This window comes from Sphaerospermopsis sp. FACHB-1194, assembly GCF_014696235.1.
GTDB classification, from domain to species: Bacteria; Cyanobacteriota; Cyanobacteriia; order Cyanobacteriales; family Nostocaceae; genus Sphaerospermopsis; species Sphaerospermopsis kisseleviana.
Map to the genome: position 1 here is coordinate 31,912 of NZ_JACJPU010000030.1, position 16,322 is coordinate 48,233.

General features: G+C 36.6%; 16 protein-coding genes. 8 read left to right on the forward strand and 8 right to left on the reverse strand.

The annotated features are described in order from the left end of the window. Positions 1–9: 9 nt before the first annotated feature. Positions 10–138 (forward strand): hypothetical protein, encoded by a 129-nt coding sequence (locus H6F45_RS27080; RefSeq protein ID WP_277876994.1) that lies wholly within the window; start codon positions 10–12, stop codon positions 136–138. Here H6F45_RS27080 and H6F45_RS16970 read toward each other — a convergent pair. Further along, a complete protein-coding gene (locus H6F45_RS16970; RefSeq protein WP_096566101.1) occupies positions 125–463 on the reverse strand; it encodes a phospholipid-binding protein in 339 nt (112 codons plus the stop codon). The two genes, H6F45_RS27080 and H6F45_RS16970, sit on opposite strands and share 14 nt — an antisense overlap. Positions 464–846: 383 nt before the next feature. On the opposite strand from H6F45_RS16970, the gene ilvN reads away from it, so the two are divergent. After that, positions 847–1,365 carry an acetolactate synthase small subunit gene (gene ilvN / locus H6F45_RS16975; protein WP_137667831.1) on the forward strand — a complete coding sequence of 173 codons (519 nt, stop codon included), beginning with the start codon at positions 847–849 and terminating at the stop codon, positions 1,363–1,365. 141 nt (positions 1,366–1,506) lie between these two features. Then, the gene (locus tag H6F45_RS16980) at positions 1,507–2,253 is read left to right on the forward strand and encodes a Uma2 family endonuclease (RefSeq protein WP_190347845.1); all 747 of its coding nucleotides are present in this window, start codon (positions 1,507–1,509) and stop codon (positions 2,251–2,253) included. Positions 2,254–2,365: 112 nt separating this feature from the next. Here H6F45_RS16980 and H6F45_RS16985 read toward each other — a convergent pair whose 3' ends face one another. Both H6F45_RS16985 and H6F45_RS16990 read right to left on the reverse strand, forming a co-directional pair. Continuing rightward, entirely contained in the window at positions 2,366–2,842 is a 477-nt protein-coding gene (locus H6F45_RS16985) for a hypothetical protein (protein ID WP_137667829.1), read from the reverse strand. Further along, positions 2,839–3,165, reverse strand: coding sequence for a hypothetical protein (locus H6F45_RS16990; RefSeq protein ID WP_137667828.1), 327 nt, complete (start codon positions 3,163–3,165; stop codon positions 2,839–2,841). The genes H6F45_RS16985 and H6F45_RS16990 overlap by 4 nt, the downstream gene beginning before the upstream one ends. Positions 3,166–3,686: 521 nt before the next feature. Here H6F45_RS16990 and H6F45_RS16995 point away from each other — a divergent pair. Beyond that, a complete protein-coding gene (locus H6F45_RS16995) occupies positions 3,687–7,409 on the forward strand; it encodes an Eco57I restriction-modification methylase domain-containing protein (protein ID WP_347237742.1) in 3,723 nt (1,240 codons plus the stop codon). Positions 7,410–7,920: 511 nt separating this feature from the next. On the opposite strand, the gene opcA is transcribed toward H6F45_RS16995, so the two are convergent. Continuing rightward, positions 7,921–9,291, reverse strand: coding sequence for a glucose-6-phosphate dehydrogenase assembly protein OpcA (gene opcA, locus H6F45_RS17000; RefSeq protein WP_190347847.1), 1,371 nt, complete (start codon positions 9,289–9,291; stop codon positions 7,921–7,923). Positions 9,292–9,412: 121 nt separating this feature from the next. Further along, on the reverse strand, positions 9,413–10,942 hold the full coding sequence (gene zwf, locus H6F45_RS17005) for a glucose-6-phosphate dehydrogenase (RefSeq protein ID WP_096566088.1): 1,530 nt from the start codon (positions 10,940–10,942) through the stop codon (positions 9,413–9,415). Positions 10,943–11,079: 137 nt separating this feature from the next. On the opposite strand from zwf, the gene H6F45_RS17010 reads away from it, so the two are divergent. After that, positions 11,080–11,223, forward strand: a complete 144-nt coding sequence (locus tag H6F45_RS17010) for a hypothetical protein (protein WP_190347849.1) — start codon at positions 11,080–11,082, stop codon at positions 11,221–11,223. Here the strand turns inward: H6F45_RS17010 and tal are convergent. Further along, on the reverse strand, positions 11,201–12,346 hold the full coding sequence (gene tal, locus H6F45_RS17015) for a transaldolase (protein ID WP_137667824.1): 1,146 nt from the start codon (positions 12,344–12,346) through the stop codon (positions 11,201–11,203). The two genes, H6F45_RS17010 and tal, sit on opposite strands and share 23 nt — an antisense overlap. A 314-nt stretch (positions 12,347–12,660) precedes the next feature. Continuing rightward, positions 12,661–13,698 (reverse strand): class 1 fructose-bisphosphatase, encoded by a 1,038-nt coding sequence (gene fbp, locus H6F45_RS17020; protein WP_137667823.1) that lies wholly within the window; start codon positions 13,696–13,698, stop codon positions 12,661–12,663. 828 nt (positions 13,699–14,526) lie between these two features. Between fbp and H6F45_RS17025 the strand changes: the two genes are divergently transcribed. Next, positions 14,527–14,817: a nucleotidyltransferase family protein gene (locus H6F45_RS17025; protein WP_190347851.1), complete on the forward strand. Its 291-nt coding sequence runs from the start codon at positions 14,527–14,529 to the stop codon at positions 14,815–14,817. Then, a complete protein-coding gene (locus H6F45_RS17030) occupies positions 14,814–15,158 on the forward strand; it encodes a DUF86 domain-containing protein (protein WP_190347853.1) in 345 nt (114 codons plus the stop codon). The genes H6F45_RS17025 and H6F45_RS17030 overlap by 4 nt, the downstream gene beginning before the upstream one ends. A gap of 159 nt (positions 15,159–15,317) precedes the next feature. On the opposite strand, the gene H6F45_RS17035 is transcribed toward H6F45_RS17030, so the two are convergent. Continuing rightward, complete coding sequence (locus H6F45_RS17035) at positions 15,318–15,782, reverse strand: DUF29 domain-containing protein (protein WP_190347855.1); 465 nt, start codon at positions 15,780–15,782, stop codon at positions 15,318–15,320. Between the two features lie 226 nt (positions 15,783–16,008). On the opposite strand from H6F45_RS17035, the gene H6F45_RS17040 reads away from it, so the two are divergent. Then, a complete protein-coding gene (locus tag H6F45_RS17040; RefSeq protein WP_190347857.1) occupies positions 16,009–16,311 on the forward strand; it encodes a glutaredoxin family protein in 303 nt (100 codons plus the stop codon). Positions 16,312–16,322: the final 11 nt, after the last annotated feature.

The following is a 16,322-nucleotide window of genomic DNA, read 5'->3' on the forward strand; positions in this document are numbered from 1 at the left end:
AGTTGATAGTTGATAGGGAAAAATAAAATTGATTACCCAGTCACCAGTCACCAGTCACCAGTCACCAGTCACCAGTCACCAATCACCAGTCACCAGTCCCCAGTCACCAATCACCAATCACCAATTACCCAACTTTAACTTGCTCAGAGGTTACATTAGTAGCACCATTAACGGAACGAGCGACAGAAACCATTTTGTTGAGAATTTTCTGACTGGGAACTTCACCTTTTAATACCACGGTGCTACCTAGTTGAGCTACCCAGAGGCGATCGCAATTTGTAAGTTCTGAATCTTGATCAAAGGCTAATGCGACTCTTTTAGCTAAACCGCTTTGATCATATTCGCCATTTAATCCTATACGTTCTGGAGGGATTTTGTCAGCGGTAGCTGCTGCTTGTGGAGTTGGGTTTACTTTTGCGTTTTCTGGTTTTTCCATTCCAAACAGTCTTTTTAACCAACTCATAAACGATTTTCTCCTGGTAAAGTGGTTCTCACATATCAGTATAAAACTTTAAAAAGCTAGTAACATCTATCTCTGCTAAGATTTGCAGTAGTTTTAATCTCGTTTAATCTCGTTCCCAGTCTCAGACTGGGAATGCTGTCATTGAGTCTCTGACTCTGATTTAATAGAAGGCAGAGCCTTCTTACATTCATTCCCATACAGAGTATGGGAACGAGAAAGAATCACTTTTAAATCCTGGAAATCCTGATTTAGATAGGAGTCACAAGCGTATTAAAATAAGGGTTTAGACCGAAAATTTTATTTCGTAGTCAGTCTAAAGCAGCCCTGAGATATGGCTGATGTTACATTTATCTCTTTATACTCCCTAGCCTGTGTTGGCGAAGATGAAACATACTCTTTCTGTACTTGTTGAAGATGAAGCGGGGGTTTTGTCCCGTATTTCTAGTTTATTTGCCCGTCGTGGCTTTAATATAGAAAGCCTTGCTGTCGGTCCTGCTGAACAGGGTGGAGTTTCCCGAATTACGATGGTTGTACCTGGTGACGATCGCGTGATTGAACAACTCACAAAGCAGTTATATAAATTAGTTAATGTCCTGAAAGTACAGGATGTTACTGAGACACCTTGTGTAGAAAGGGAATTGATGCTTTTAAAGGTGAATGCTACCAGCAGCAACCGTTCTGAGGTGGTGGAACTGGCTCAGATTTTCCGCGCTAGGGTTGTGGATGTAGCGGAAGATTCTCTGACTTTGGAAGTGGTGGGAGATCCGGGGAAGATGGTGGCGATCGTCCAAGTGTTGCAAAAGTTTGGTTTAAGGGAAATTGCCCGCACGGGTAAGATTTCTTTAACTCGTGAATCTGGTGTTAATACTGAGCTACTGAAGTCTTTGGAAGCAAAGGTTTAGTTTTCAGCTATCAGTTATCAGTTATCAGTTGTCAGCTATCAGTTATCACGCGCCATCCTAAAAAAAGGCGATCGTCCATCCATATCATAATATTTAACTACAATAGAGGCGATCGAGTCTTTAACCCCTATTCCCAGTTTTATGACTCTTGCGAAACCTGCTGACATAGATATTACCCATCTTCCCGACCACACTGAGTTACCAGAGTCGGATGGAACATTTGTGAAAAATTTTCAAGAACATCCCCAAAGCATCTTACTAACAGACTCCATCAATAGCACCTTGCAAAAAATACATCCTGATGGACAATATGCGATCGGTCAAGACTGCGGTATTTATTGGCGTTTAACCGAACCACTGGAAAAAGGCGCGGAAGCACCAGATTGGTTTTATGTAGCTAATGTACCACCAATGTTAAACGGTAAATTCCGCCGTTCCTACGTATTGTGGCAGGAATATATAGCACCTTTGATAGTTTTAGAGTTTGTATCTGGGGATGGTGCAGAAGAAAGGGATAAAACACCGTTTAACGGTAAGTTCTGGGTATATGAACAAGCAATCAGAGTACCGTTTTATGGTATTTATGAAGTCCAGAAAGCCAGTGTCAAAGTGTATCATTTAGTGAATGGACGTTATGAATTATTACCAGCTAATGAAAGGGGGCATTATCCGATTTTACCGTTAGGTGTAGAGTTGGGGATTTGGGAAGGACAGTATAATAATATGCAAGCTCCCTGGTTACGTTGGTGGGATTTACAGGGTAATTTGTTGTTACATAGTGGGGAGAAGACGCAACAGTTAACATCTCAGTTGGAACAGGAACAGCAAAAAGCGGCACGTTTAGCGGAACGGTTGCGGGAGTTGGGGGTTAACCCGGATGAGGTTTGAATATACCTCACGCAAAGACGCAATTTTTAAATCCCCGATTTCTTTGAGAAGTTGGGGATATATGTGATATTATTCATCATTTTGCATTTGGCTTTCTCTAATTTTATTGTTGTTAGATTTTAGTGGTTTGGGAATATAATTCTAATTGCTGCATATCTGGTAAATTCAAATGAGTTTCTTCACTGTCAAATAGATGAGGGTCAACTAGAATAAAATCTTTTAAGACATTAACAGGTAATAATTCTGTACAGCCTAAAATATCTATAGAATAACCATCTCTGATCAAAATAGTAATAATTTCTTGCTGTTCTTGATGATTTTTAATTAAAGTTGCTTCTAAATCTATAATTTGTCCATTTTCTTGAATAATTTGTAAAAATTCTTGAGCATAAATTGTGGTATTTTGTTGGTTATTAAGAGTCTGTGTTAAACAATTTCCTGATAATCCTGTTGCATCTATTTCGGTAATTTTCCATTGTGATTGAGGATAGGTTTTAGCGAGATAATCTACTATCAAGAAAACGCGATTTTCTATTGTTTCTTCTGGGTTAATAACTAGAGTAAGTGCAGATTTTTCTGGTTTATTCATAGGGGTTTTGGTTGTTTACTACGAGTGGGAGTACCACCTGTTATATTAGCAAGCCAAAGATGTTGATGAGGGGGTGGTAAATGATCAGGACGGGGTGTACCATTAGGATATGTAGGACTGGTAAAGTCAATGTCTCGCACTGGTTGACCATTGGTATCAAATTCTCTAGCTTGATAAACTCTTTGATGGTATTGATCCCATCTTAATCTAGAATGCCCTCCTTGAGCTAAAGGATCGGCTATGGGTTCACCAAATCTTGGAGGTCTTTGACTTTGATAAACTGGTGTTCCATCCGCATATCGAGAATGGATTTTTTCTGACACTAATGACAGACTCCTGAAGGTAATTGATATTATTAATATTTCATATTTTGACCTAATTTGAATCAATCATAAAATATTGGCTACCAACTATATCTTTGGAAGTTGGGGATTTTGTGGTGTGTTAAGTTTACGTAATTTTTCTTAATTTATCTTCATTGATAGAAATACAAATGTAACATAAGTTAAGTAAATTCTACATACTATTGACTTATAATTGTGATTTAATTAAAGTAATGTTGTCAACACACAAGCTGAGTAACTAATACCTATCAAGGAGAGGGATTTTTACGTTCTATTGATGTTGCTGGTAGTCAGCTACATTATACTGTACGTTCAGTGGGAGAGTCTTTAGGCTATAATTTTGCACCTTGGGAAGCGGTTAATTTGGCTAAAGATATAGTTTACTAAGATATGAGGTACACATTTACCAGAGAAACCATACAGCTTATAAATTAGATATGCTCAACGTTAAATAACTTTTTATTAGTTAAATAAAATTAACTAGCATTATGCGAAATTTTGTGTATAATGCTACTTATAAAAGCCTTTATCAATTAAATTCAGTAATCAAAATGACTCGGCAAAATCCCAGACAGGCACTAAATAAGGCATTTATTAGAGCAGGAGCAATTAAAAATGAATTTGAAAAATTTAAAGTTAATTTGTTAAATTTAATTCAACAAATAGATGATAATGAGACGGAGGAGTTTCATAAAAATATTGTTGCTGATTTTTTGAAAAACACCTATTACAGTCCAGATTTTTTTATAAATACTAAAAAATCTAATGACTTTGTAATTTATAACGGTAAAGACACTAAAAGCAGTGTAGGTGTAATTATCGAAGCGAAAAAACCAAATAACACCAGTGAAATGCTCAAGGTTGATAATTTGAATACCAAAGCATTACAGCAGTTGGTTTTTTATTTTTTAGAAGAAAGAATTACTAATAAAAATTTAGAAATAAAATATTTGATTGCAACTAACATCTATGAATGGTTTATTTTTGATGCAGAAGTTTTTGAAAAAGCGTTTGCTAAAAGGTTAGAAAAGCAATTTATTGATTTTAAAGAAAATCGCTTATCAGGTTCTACAACTGATTTCTTTTATAAACAAATTGCTCAACCTGCTATAGATCAGGTAAAAAATGACTTAGGTTTTACCTATTTTGATCTGAGAGATTATGAACCATATTTAACTATAGCAGATCAGCAAAATGACAAAGAGTTAATTGCTTTATTTAAGCTATTTTCACCACAGCATTTATTAAAGTTACCATTTGCTAATGATAGCAACAGCTTGAATAAAAACTTTTATCATGAATTATTGCATATTATTGGTTTAACTGAAGTTAAGGAAGGTAGTAAAAAGTTAATTCAACGTAAACCGATAAAAGAACGTGAACAAGGTTCATTGATTGAAAATACCATAACTCGGTTACGGGAATTACGAAAAATTTACAGGTTAGAAAATTCTGAACAATTTGGAGAAAATCAGGAAGAAATTCTTGTTAATGTCAGTATAGAATTAGCTATTACTTGGATTAATAGGATTCTGTTTTTAAAATTATTAGAAGCTCAATTAATCAGGTATCATCAAGGTGATAAATCCTTTGCTTTTTTGAATTGGGCAAAAATTCCAGACTTTGGTAGTCTTAATCGTTTATTTTTCGGTGTTTTATCTCATAAACCAGATGATAGAGATGAACATATAAAAAATATTGTTGCTAATATTCCTTATTTGAATAGTTCACTGTTTGAACTATCAGACCTTGAACATCAAACTCTTGTCATTAGTAATTTACTAAATGATGAAAAACTATCTATATTTTCTACTACGGTCTTAAAAGATAACAATGGTAATAAACGCACAGGAAAATTAACAGCTTTAGAGTATATTTTTCAATTTCTGGATGCTTATAATTTTAGTAGTGAAGGTGCAGAAGAAATCCAGGAAGAAAATAAAACCCTAATTAATGCTTCTGTTTTGGGGTTGATTTTTGAGAAAATTAATGGTTATAAAGATGGTTCTTTCTTTACTCCTGGTTTCATTACTATGTATATGTGTCGGGAGACGATTCGCAGAGCAGTTATCCAGAAATTTAATGAAGTTAAGGGTTGGGATTGTCAAAATATTAATGAATTATATGATAAGATTGACAATAAAAAAGAAGCCAATGATATTATTAATAGTCTAAAAATTTGTGATCCAGCAGTTGGTTCAGGACATTTTTTAGTTTCTGCTTTGAATGAGATTATTGCTATTAAAAGTGAACTGAAGATTTTATTAGATAGGGAAGGTAAAACATTAAGAGATTATCATATAGAAGTTGTTAATGATGAATTAATTATCACTGACGATGATGGTCAGACATTTGCATATAATCCCAAAAATAAAGAAAGTCAACGTATCCAGGAAACGATTTTTCATGAAAAGCAAATAATTATTGAAAATTGTTTATTTGGTGTGGATATCAATCCTAATTCTGTGAAAATTTGTTGTTTACGGTTATGGATTGAGCTTTTAAAGAATGCTTATTATACAGCTAAAAGTAATTATCGAGAATTGGAAACGTTACCCAATATTGATATTAATATAAAAGTAGGAAATTCTTTAGTTAGTCGTTTTTCATTAGACGATGATTTACGACCTATTTTAAGAAAAAGTGCATGGAATATTGAAGGTTATAGAAATGCAATCATAACTTATCGTCATCCTGAAAATAAAGATCAAAAACTAGAAATAGAGAAGTTAATTAAAGATATTAAAAATAACATACGTACAGAAATTAGTAGCAATGATCCTAATATACAAAAGCGAAATCAGAAAATAGCAGAACTGCGTCACCTACGGGATCAAACCTCATTATTTGAAGAAAGTAAAGCGGAGCAAAAAAGCCGTCACAAAAAGCAGGAAAAGTTAGAAGCAGAAATTAATGAACTCAATAATGAGATTGAAGATAAAAAGAGTGGCAAGATTTATCAAGATGCCTTTGAATGGCGGTTTGAATTTCCTGAAGTTTTGAATAATGAAGGTGATTTTCTTGGTTTTGATGTAGTAATTGGTAATCCTCCCTATGGGTTATTTAATAAGAAGCAAAATCAAAAAATTTCTTTAACTACCGAAAGTCAAATTTTAGAATTAATTAAAAAAGAATATCCACAAGCTAAGGGTGGTGTAATCAATGCTTATAAGGTATTTTATTGTTTAGGTATTAAATTGGCGAAATCAAGAGGTTTAATATCTATGATTATTCCGTTGGGAATACTCAATGAAACAAGTTCTGAAAGTACAAGAAAATATTTATTACTAGAAAATTCAATTATATTAATTGATGCTTTTCCAGAAAGAGATAATTCAAAAATGAGAGTGTTTGAAGATGTAAAAATGTCAACAACTATCATCATCACTCAAAAAGGATTAATGACACAATCATTTAGTATGGGGATATCTTATGAAAAAAATATTGAATTAATGAATAGAAAAATTTTAAGACTTGAACAAGTCAGTCAACTAGATGACAATTTACAAATACCATTATTAGATTCTATTTCATTTGATTTGTTATGTAAATGTTGTGGAAATTCACAGGTAATTAAATTAGGTAATATATCATCTTGTCTGACTGGTGAAGTTGATATGACATTGGCTAAAACAGCAATTACAAACAATTCTCATGATCAAATATTAGTTAAAGGAGTTCAAATTGATAGATACATACTTAAACATAGTAACTCAGAAATCAGCCAAGGAATGATCCAATACTTAAATATAGTTAATTTTAGAGAATTATATAATGGAGAAAAGCTAATTCATGCACAACAAACCAGAATTATTCTTCAGGGTTTAACGGGGATTAATGAACGTAGAAGATTAAAATGTACAATTGTAGAAGGTGGAATATATTTAGCTAATTCTTGTAATTATATTGTGTGTAATGATAATTCTAGGAGGATATTTTTATTAGGTATTCTCAATTCTAGTTTAATGAATTGGATATTTAAAGCTAGAAGTACAAGTAGTAATGTTAATGGTTATGAAGTGGATAATTTACCAATTATTTTTCCTGAAGAACCTTATTTTCTTAATAAAATACTTGAAAAAGTTAACGGAATTATTGCTATTAAGCAAGCTAATCTTAATGCAGATACTAGAGCATTAGAACAAGAAATAGATCAGCTAGTTTATCAACTTTACGGATTAACGGAAGAGGAAATCAAAATTGTGGAGTCAAACCAGCATTAGACAAAGACTCAGATCGCTGGCTATTATTGCAATGGTGCAGTGAAGGAATTGTATCATTGACACTCACCGATCTAAAGGTGCGGGGATTCTTGGTTCAACGAGATTAGGATTACGTCTAATTAAACCCCTAACAATAGTATTATCAAAATTTTCATCAGCTAAAAACTTTAACATACTTCCTGATTTGCTTGACGAGAAATTAATCTATTTCGCAAATCTTGAGCATTAAAACGAGCCTCATTTATTTGCCGAACTTCTTGTTTTTGCTGATGTCTTTGTTGTAAATAACTATCAACTTCCTCTTGATGATTTAGATAAAAAGCATATATCTAAAAATTTCTCTTCTTCCTCTCTTCCTTCGTTTCTTCGTGTCTTCGTGGTTCATTTAATCCTGTAAATCCTTAAATCCTGGACATCCTGATTCAGACAAAAAAAGATCCCCGACTTCTTTTATAAATCATACCAATCAAAAATAGATCATAGTGAGAAGTCGGGGATCTAAAAACACAAACTAACCCAACTTAATAGTTTTCGTAATCACCGATAAACTTTCCTCAAACAAAGCCTCACGCCCCCAACGTTGCACCTGCTGACTTAACAAAAACTCCGGCTTTTGTTCAGCAAGAGAACTAACTTGTTGAAATAAACCAGCAGATTGAGCGCCACCTTGAGTTTCCATCCGCATACAACCGCCGGTTTCAGAACAAATTACCGTACCACAATTAGCTTGAGTATTAGTAGAACTCAAACGCAAAGCAATCAAATCACCAACAATTTCCCCAATATCAGCAACAGGAACACCTGCTAACTCTGCATTAATTTGTCTTTGATCTTTCGACACAAAAACAATATTGGTAATATCATAATCACCAAATTCTTTGCTGTAAGAAACAGGTTGCCATTCCAAGCGACTCGCTAACCAGCCTAAAAATAATAAAGCTTGGGCGGCATTGCCTTTTTCATAATCAATATTTACCCGATCAATTTCTCTCAAAGCTGCACGACGTTGGGGAGCATCATAAGCTTCTGCTGTTAATTCTTGCCATGCAGATAAACGTCGCCAATTTAAATCAGCTAAAGGAACTCCTGTATCTGCCAAATCTTGTAAAGTTAATAAATCACTTTCAGGAGCATTAAAATTACAAGAATCAACAATTACATTATTACAAACTGCTGCCAATCTCTTAAACAAAGGATTTTGAGAATCAGGAGTAGCTTTCCACCATAAAAACTTAGGCAAACCACCAATTAACAAAGCGGGAATCATGCCCCCAATACGTTCCAAAGCCGCAGCAGTACCAGTTAAGGTAATGTATTCACAACAAATTAAAGTGCTGGAAGTTTGCTTTTGAATAGGACAATAGGCAGAAACCTGCGCCTTTACACCCTCATCTTCCCCCGCAATGGGACATAAAGCAATGATCCGGCAAGGGTTACGCAAAGCAATTTCATCAGCAATAGTGGGACTGGTGGGACTGTAAGTATAGCCCATCGCCGCACCATGACTATCACCATGTTCCCCACTGTGCTGAAGTTTAAAATATTCTTCCCGTAAAACCTTGATCGTTTCCGGTGTGGGAATACCGCTTTCTGGAAGTCCGTGTTTTTTCTGTAGTTCCCGCAGTGAAGTTTGGGTTTGGGGTCCCAAAATCCCATCAATAGGACCGTTATAAACACCAATAGCGGCTAACAAATACTGGGTTTCTTCTGGTTCATAAACCACTAGAGTAAATGTTGCAGCACGGGTAGCAGCAGGTAAACCGCCTTCTTCTCCTTGAATACCATAACTTTGCCAAATTTGACTGAGTTCGTTTTCAATATCAGTCAAACACACATCTTTAGGGGCTTGGAGAGAATAAATTGTAGAAGCTTCAGTTACCATAATTTTGGATTTTGGATTAATAATTGGGCATGGGGCATGGGGCATGGGGCATGGGGCATGGGGCATTGGGAAAAACTCTTACCCAGTCACCAGTCACCAGTCACCAGTCCCCAGTCACCCCTTAAAGTCTGCGCCAACGGCGGCCGTCTTGGTTGATTAATAATTCAGCTTCTGCTGGTTCCCAAGTACCCGCTTCATACTGAGGAACAGTAGCGGGATCTGCGGGTAAGTCCCAAACAGAGAGCGCAGGTGTAACTACACGCCAAGCAGCTTCTACTTCGTCAGACCGGGTAAACAATGTTTGGTCGCCCATCATACAATCTAAAAACAGGCGATCATACGCATCAGATGTAGCTTCAATCCCAAATGAACCATAAGTAAAGTCCATATCCACGGAACGGGTGCGGAAGTCTCCACCGGGCATTTTCACATCAAAACGGAGCGAAATACCTTCATTTGGTTGTATCCGCATTGTCAAAATATTGGCGTTTGCTTGTAATGCGGCTGATGGGAACATTCTGGAAGGTACTTCCCGGAAATGGATGGAAATTTCACTGACTTTTTTCGGCATCCGTTTCCCTGTCCGCAGATAGAAAGGTACACCTTGCCAACGCCAGTTATCCACCACAAATTTCATTGCTACATAAGTGGGTGTGGTGGAATTAGGATCAACTCCCGGTTCTTCTCGATATCCAGGGACTTTTTCTCCTTTCATCCAACCGGCGCTATATTGTCCGCGAATGGCAGAACGGGACAGGTTATTGACATCTGCTAAACGAGTGGCTTGTAATACTTTCACCTTTTCTGTACGGATACTGTCAGCATCCATTGAGTTAGGTGCTTCCATTGCGGTTAAACAATACAACTGCATGAGGTGGTTTTGCAGCATATCCCGTAGCGCACCGGCACTTTCATAATATCCCGCCCGGTCTTCTACACCTACGGTTTCAGCAACGGTGATTTGTACGTGATCCACAAATTGCCGATTCCATAATGGTTCAAAAATGGCATTGGCAAAACGGAACACTAACAGGTTTTGTACTGTTTCCTTACCTAAGTAGTGGTCAATGCGGTAAACTTGGTTTTCTTTACAAACCTTCTGCACTACTTGGTTGAGACTTTGCGCTGATGCTAAATCACGCCCAAAGGGTTTTTCAATAACGAGACGGTTTTTGTAGGGATCGTCTAACATTCCCGCTGAACCTAGCTGTTTAATAGCTTCGGGGAAGAAGTTGGGCGCAACGGAAAGGTAAAACATCCGATTTCCCCGTGTTCCCCGTTGGGGGTCGAGTTCAGCGAGGAAGTTTTTCAGTTTTTGGTAACTTTCGGGGTTGTCAATATCACCGGAACAGTAAAATAAACCCTTAGAAAAGTCTTGCCAGAGTTCTCCCAGTTCAACTTTGCTGTGAGCTTCCCGCATTCCTTTTTCCATCTGTTCCCGGAAGTAGTCATGGGTCCAGTCACGACGGGCAACACCAACAATGGTAGTTTCTGGGGGAATGCGTCTTTCCCGACGGAGTTTAAATAATGCAGGTACGAGTTTACGCCAGGTTAAATCCCCTGACGCGCCAAAGATAACAATAATTTGGGGTTCCGCCATCCCTTGTTGTTGGAGACCAACCCGCAAGGGATTTTCTAACAGACTGACCATAAGGATTTTAGATTTTAGATTTTGGATTTTAGGTTGGTGACTGGTGATTGGTAATTGGTGATTGGTGATTGGGGGATTAGTGATTGGTAATTGGTGATTGGGGGATTAGTGATTGGTAATTGGTGATTGGGGGATTCATGATTGGTGATTGCGTTATCAACCTCCCCATCTCCCCAGTCACCAGTCACCAGTCCCCAGTCACCAGTCACCAGTCCCCAGTCCCCAGTCACCAGTCACCAGTCCCCAGTCCCCAATCCCCTATACTGGTGACAATACCTTGAGTTTCTCTTCTAAAGAGTTCATTAGGGACTGGAAGGGCTGAACAAACTTGTCAATACCCTCTACAAGTAGTTCTGACATCACTGCTTCAATATTGATGTTGATGTCAGGATCTTTTAAGCTTTGGATGAGGTTATGAGCTTCTGCAACTCCTGTTTCTAAACTGTCGCTCACATGACAATGATCAGCACAGGCTTTAATAGTCCCAGGTGGTAGAGTGTTTACTGTGTCATGTCCGATTAATTCGTTAACATACATGACATCGCTGTAACTGGGGTCTTTGGTGCTGGTACTTGCCCAAAGGAGACGTTGCACTTTTGCCCCTTTAGCGGCTAATGCTTGCCACCTATCACTGGCAATTATATTTTGATATTCTTGATAGGCGATTTTTGCATTAGCGATCGCAATTTTTCCTCTGACTGCCCTCAATCTTGCTTCGTGGTTAATATCATCAACGCCTTTCTGCAATTTAGCATCAATCTTAGCATCAATGTTGGTATCAATCCGACTCAAGAAAAAGCTGGCTACTGAAGCAATTTTACTAATGTCCTGACCTTCATTTACCCGTTTTTCTAAACCCCGAATATAAGCCCAAGCTGCATTTACATAGCTTTCTACTGCAAATAACAGGGTAATGTTAACGTTAATTCCTGCGGCTATTGTCGCCTTTACAGCAGGTAAACCAGCATCAGTTCCCGGAATTTTAATCATCACATTTTCCCGCCCAATTTCTTGGCAATAGCGACGGGCTTCATCTATTGTAGCTTGGGTATCATGGGCGATGGTGGGAGGAACTTCAATACTCACATAACCATCCAGTCCCTTGGTCGCATCATACACAGGGCGCAGAATATCACAAGCATTGCGGATATCTGCAAAAACCAGAGATTCATAAATTTTGTATGTGGGTAAACCAGCACGCATCCCCGCTTCAATGTCAGCATCATAAATGGCATTACCAGTAATTGCTTTTTCAAAAATGGCTGGGTTGGAGGTAATACCAGAGATTCCTTGATTTTCTACCAGGTTTTGCAGTTCCCCAGATTGAATAATGTCACGGCTTAAATTATCCATCCAGATACTTTGACCGTGGTTTTTAATCTCTAATAAATGATTGGTTGCCATAACTATTTTTTAACTCCTATTAACATTGTTTTTTGTGAAGTTGAGAAGTTTACTTATCCTAATTTCTTGATGGAGAAGCGCCAATTTATATGAATGAACCGCAAAGTACGCAAAGTACACGAAGGAAGAGGGAAGAAAAGAGGGAGAAAAGAATTTATCAATCAAATAATTCGGCGTTTCTTGACCAGGAAATGGTTTAATTGAGTGTATTTTTTACTTCACATACAAACATTGCTAGTCCTGCATTCCAATCCCAATGTGCCAATGTTTAGCTTCGATTACTGGCCATACTAAATGCTTTTACTGGATTTTGGCTACTGACCTTTTTGAATAAATGACTCGACTTTAGCTACATCCTGTTGACTACCAATAATTAATGGTGTGCGTTGGTGCAGTTGTTTGGGGACTACATCCAAAATATCCTCTGTTCCAGTGGTAGCAAGCCCTCCAGCTTGTTCTATCAAATATGCCAAGGGTGCAGTTTCATAAAGTAGTCGTAACTTACCTTCTGGTTTTTGTAATGTACCCGGATAGAGAAATACACCACCTTGTACTAAAATTCGGTGAATATCGCTGACCATCGCCCCACTATAACGGGCAGTATAACCTTCTGTCTTATGCACATAACGAATATACTCTCTAAATGATTCTTCCCACTGCCAGAAATTTCCTTCATTAACACTATAAACAGCACCATGTTCAGGAATTTTCACGTTTTCTTCTGTGAGAATAAATTCTCCTAAACTGGGATCAAGGGTAAAGAAATGTACACCTTTACCAATACTGTAAACCAGCATGGTACTTGGTCCATAAAGAATATAACCTGCTGCTAGTTGTTTCCGTCCATGATTTAATAAGTCTTTAGCTTCACCATCTAAGTCTGTTCCTTCTTGTTGACGGATGGAAAAAATTGAACCTAAACTGAGGTTAATATCTGTGTTAGATGAACCATCAATGGGATCATATAATAGGGTATAACGTCCAATAGGGCAGTTTTCGGGGATGTAATAGGGTTTTTCCATTTCTTCCGAAGCCAAGCGACAAACTAAGCCACTTTGCTTAAATACGGAAATAAACACTTCATTAGCATAGACATCCATTTTTTTCACAGATTCACCTTGGACATTCACTTCCCCTGTGAAACCCAGAACATCTTCCATTAAACCTGCACGGGTAAACCGTCGTGCAATCAGTTTACCAGCTAAGGCGATGCGATTCATTAACGCACTCAAATCCTGTGCTTCTGGTCCAAAACTCTGGAGTTGTTGGAGGACATGACGGGATAAGGTTGTACAATCTCGGTCTAAGGCTTTATCACTGGATAAATCTAACGTTTCTGCTACTTGAGTCATTTTGGTTACTTCCTGGGATTTTGCCTATAGCGGTTTTTAGCCACTACTTCTATCTTAGAAAGGTATTCTGACCTCTTGAAAATGATTTTAGATAAACTAAAGAATTGATATTCTCGTTCCTATACTCTGTATGGGGATCAATTATGGAAGGCTATGTGTTCAATGAAGATAGAGGGAGAACCTCGATAATGGCATTCCCAGTCTGAGACTGGGAACGAGATAACCCACAAATCCAAATTTTTCAAGTTTCTGCTACTACTGGTATGGGTTGGGATGAGTGGTATGGGTGGTTAAGTAAAAATGTGAATAATTCAGTTGATTTGATGTCTGTGTAAATTCAGGAAAAAATACCTAACTATTTACAAAATTAAGTATTTTTTCTTATTTACTTTTTAAGTAAAAGTGCTATATTAAATTTTGCACTGTTTGGACAAACTGATACACAAACAAAAGCTGAGAAATTCAGCAAAAAAGTTTCAGAATATGCAACTTCAAAAGAGGTGATATCTTCTTTGAGCAAGGAAATTGGTGAACCTAAAGAAACTGAAACTGAAGAAGAGTTTATAGAAAGAGCAAGTAATTTACTTAGAAACTTGTTAAAGAAAAAATTTAATGTTTAGCTATAGAATAGCATTTTAAAAGTTTTAACCAAGTTCTCTGAGACTGAAAGCGATCGCCCAAAGCTTCCTGTCTAAATGTTTTGTGACGATATTAGATCCCCGACTTCTTTTTTTATCTTGTCAGTAAATGATAAATTAATTGGAGAAGTCTGGGATCTGGGCGTGATTTTAGGTTACAATAGAAGCAGTAATTTTAATAAATAAAGTTATGGGAATTAAAGAAGTATTACTACCACTTCGTGAGGAAATATTACAAATTGCTAATAAATATGGTGCTTATAATTTACGGATTTTTGGTTCAGTTGCTAGAGGTGAAGCAACACCAGATAGTGATGTAGATTTGTTAGTGGAACTAGAACCACATTGTAGTTTATTTGATTATATCGCCTTAACTCAAGATTTGGCAGTATTGCTAGGACGTAAAGTAGATATTGCTGAACCTGAAAATTTACATGATTTAATTAGAGATAAAGTATTAAGTGAGGCTGTACCATTATGAAATATGAACGTTTATATTTAAGTAATATTAAAGAATGTATTGAACGGATACAAGAATATACTCAAGGTGGCAAGGAAGAATTTATGCAAACCAAGATGATTCAAGATGCTGTAATTCGCAATTTTGAAATCATTGGCGAAGCTACAAAAAGATTATCACCTGAATTAAGAAGTCAATATTCTGATATTCCTTGGCAACAAATGGCAGGTTTACGAGATGTATTAATTCATGATTATTTAAAGGTGAATTTGAATTTGGTTTGGCAAATTATTGAGCAAAATTTATCTGATTTAAAATTACAAGTTACACAGATATTACAAAATTTAGGTAATGCTCGTTAAATGTCTTCAATAAAGATAGAGGCAGAGCCTCTATAAGACCATTCCCAGTCTGAGACTGGGAACGAGACAACAAAACAACCTAAAATAGAAATAAGAGTATTCAGATAAAATAACATCCTGAAAATCCTTTAATCCTGGAAATCCTGATTCAGACAGTTTCTACGGTAAATAATCTGCGTTAAGAACATCCGTAACAGAAAAAGGAGGGTTTTCAGGAAATAAATTAGGAGATAATTGATATCTTTTCAGGATATATTGCCTAGCTTTTTGATAACATTCTTCAAAAATATCATCCAGCATATTTCTTAAACTCGGACTATCTTCCAGAGTTAATTCTATTTGTAATCTTTGTTCCGCAACTGTATTACGCCATCCTCTAGCATTATTTTCTTTTTCTAACTGCCAATATTCCAGTTTTAATATATGCTCAATTAAAGTTATTAAACGACTTTTCAATTCTTTTTTCTCGCTTCTACCCATGCTGTTGATTTCTTCTATCAAATTTTTAATATCTAATTCATCAAATTTATTGTTTTCTAATAAATTGGCTGTTGTTTGTAGCCAAAGATAGAAATCCTGTTCGTACAATTTTTTTGAGTCTATTTCTATTTTTAATTTTTCCATAGTTTAGTTGCTATTTAAATCTAGATTTTCTGTTATTATACCACAGTTAGCAAAGCTGCCTCTACAATCATTAAAAAACTATAGTGATCCGATTTGATTCATGAATTTTTCGTGGAGGCAGGGAACATGGAACAGGGAACAGGAAAGAAGGCTTTCCGTGTGTACTGAGTTCTGTATGGCTACGCCACGCAAGCTATCAAAAATCAAATAGGAGTCCTATACTAACATGAAGCGAATTATCCTCTACAGTAAACCCGGTTGCCATCTCTGTGAAGGTTTACAAGAAAAACTAGAACAGATAACGAGTATTGCTTTTGATTTGGAAATACGTGATATTACAACTCGTGAAGACTGGTTTAATGCTTATCAGTATGAAATTCCAGTTTTATTTTTATCGAACCACAGAGACACAGAGAACGCAGAGGAGTTACAACCTATACCTCGTCCTTCTCCTCGCGCAAATGTTCGGCAGTTGGAACAATTGCTTTTAAAATATATTCCCAATACAGAAAATAATCATGCAGAATAGGCGCAAGGTTA

What these genes read in the sequence shown, in the direction of transcription:
- H6F45_RS16970 (WP_096566101.1), bottom strand. Translation starts at nt 463, where the DNA reads ATGAGTTGGTTAAAAAGACTGTTTGGAATGGAAAAACCAGAAAACGCA.
- ilvN (WP_137667831.1), top strand. Translation starts at nt 847, where the DNA reads ATGAAACATACTCTTTCTGTACTTGTTGAAGATGAAGCGGGGGTTTTG.
- H6F45_RS16980 (WP_190347845.1), top strand. Translation starts at nt 1,507, where the DNA reads ATGACTCTTGCGAAACCTGCTGACATAGATATTACCCATCTTCCCGAC.
- H6F45_RS16985 (WP_137667829.1), bottom strand. Translation starts at nt 2,842, where the DNA reads ATGAATAAACCAGAAAAATCTGCACTTACTCTAGTTATTAACCCAGAA.
- opcA (WP_190347847.1), bottom strand. Translation starts at nt 9,291, where the DNA reads ATGGTAACTGAAGCTTCTACAATTTATTCTCTCCAAGCCCCTAAAGAT.
- zwf (WP_096566088.1), bottom strand. Translation starts at nt 10,942, where the DNA reads ATGGTCAGTCTGTTAGAAAATCCCTTGCGGGTTGGTCTCCAACAACAA.
- H6F45_RS17010 (WP_190347849.1), top strand. Translation starts at nt 11,080, where the DNA reads ATGATTGGTGATTGCGTTATCAACCTCCCCATCTCCCCAGTCACCAGT.
- tal (WP_137667824.1), bottom strand. Translation starts at nt 12,346, where the DNA reads ATGGCAACCAATCATTTATTAGAGATTAAAAACCACGGTCAAAGTATC.
- fbp (WP_137667823.1), bottom strand. Translation starts at nt 13,698, where the DNA reads ATGACTCAAGTAGCAGAAACGTTAGATTTATCCAGTGATAAAGCCTTA.
- H6F45_RS17025 (WP_190347851.1), top strand. Translation starts at nt 14,527, where the DNA reads ATGGGAATTAAAGAAGTATTACTACCACTTCGTGAGGAAATATTACAA.
- H6F45_RS17030 (WP_190347853.1), top strand. Translation starts at nt 14,814, where the DNA reads ATGAAATATGAACGTTTATATTTAAGTAATATTAAAGAATGTATTGAA.
- H6F45_RS17035 (WP_190347855.1), bottom strand. Translation starts at nt 15,782, where the DNA reads ATGGAAAAATTAAAAATAGAAATAGACTCAAAAAAATTGTACGAACAG.
- H6F45_RS17040 (WP_190347857.1), top strand. Translation starts at nt 16,009, where the DNA reads ATGAAGCGAATTATCCTCTACAGTAAACCCGGTTGCCATCTCTGTGAA.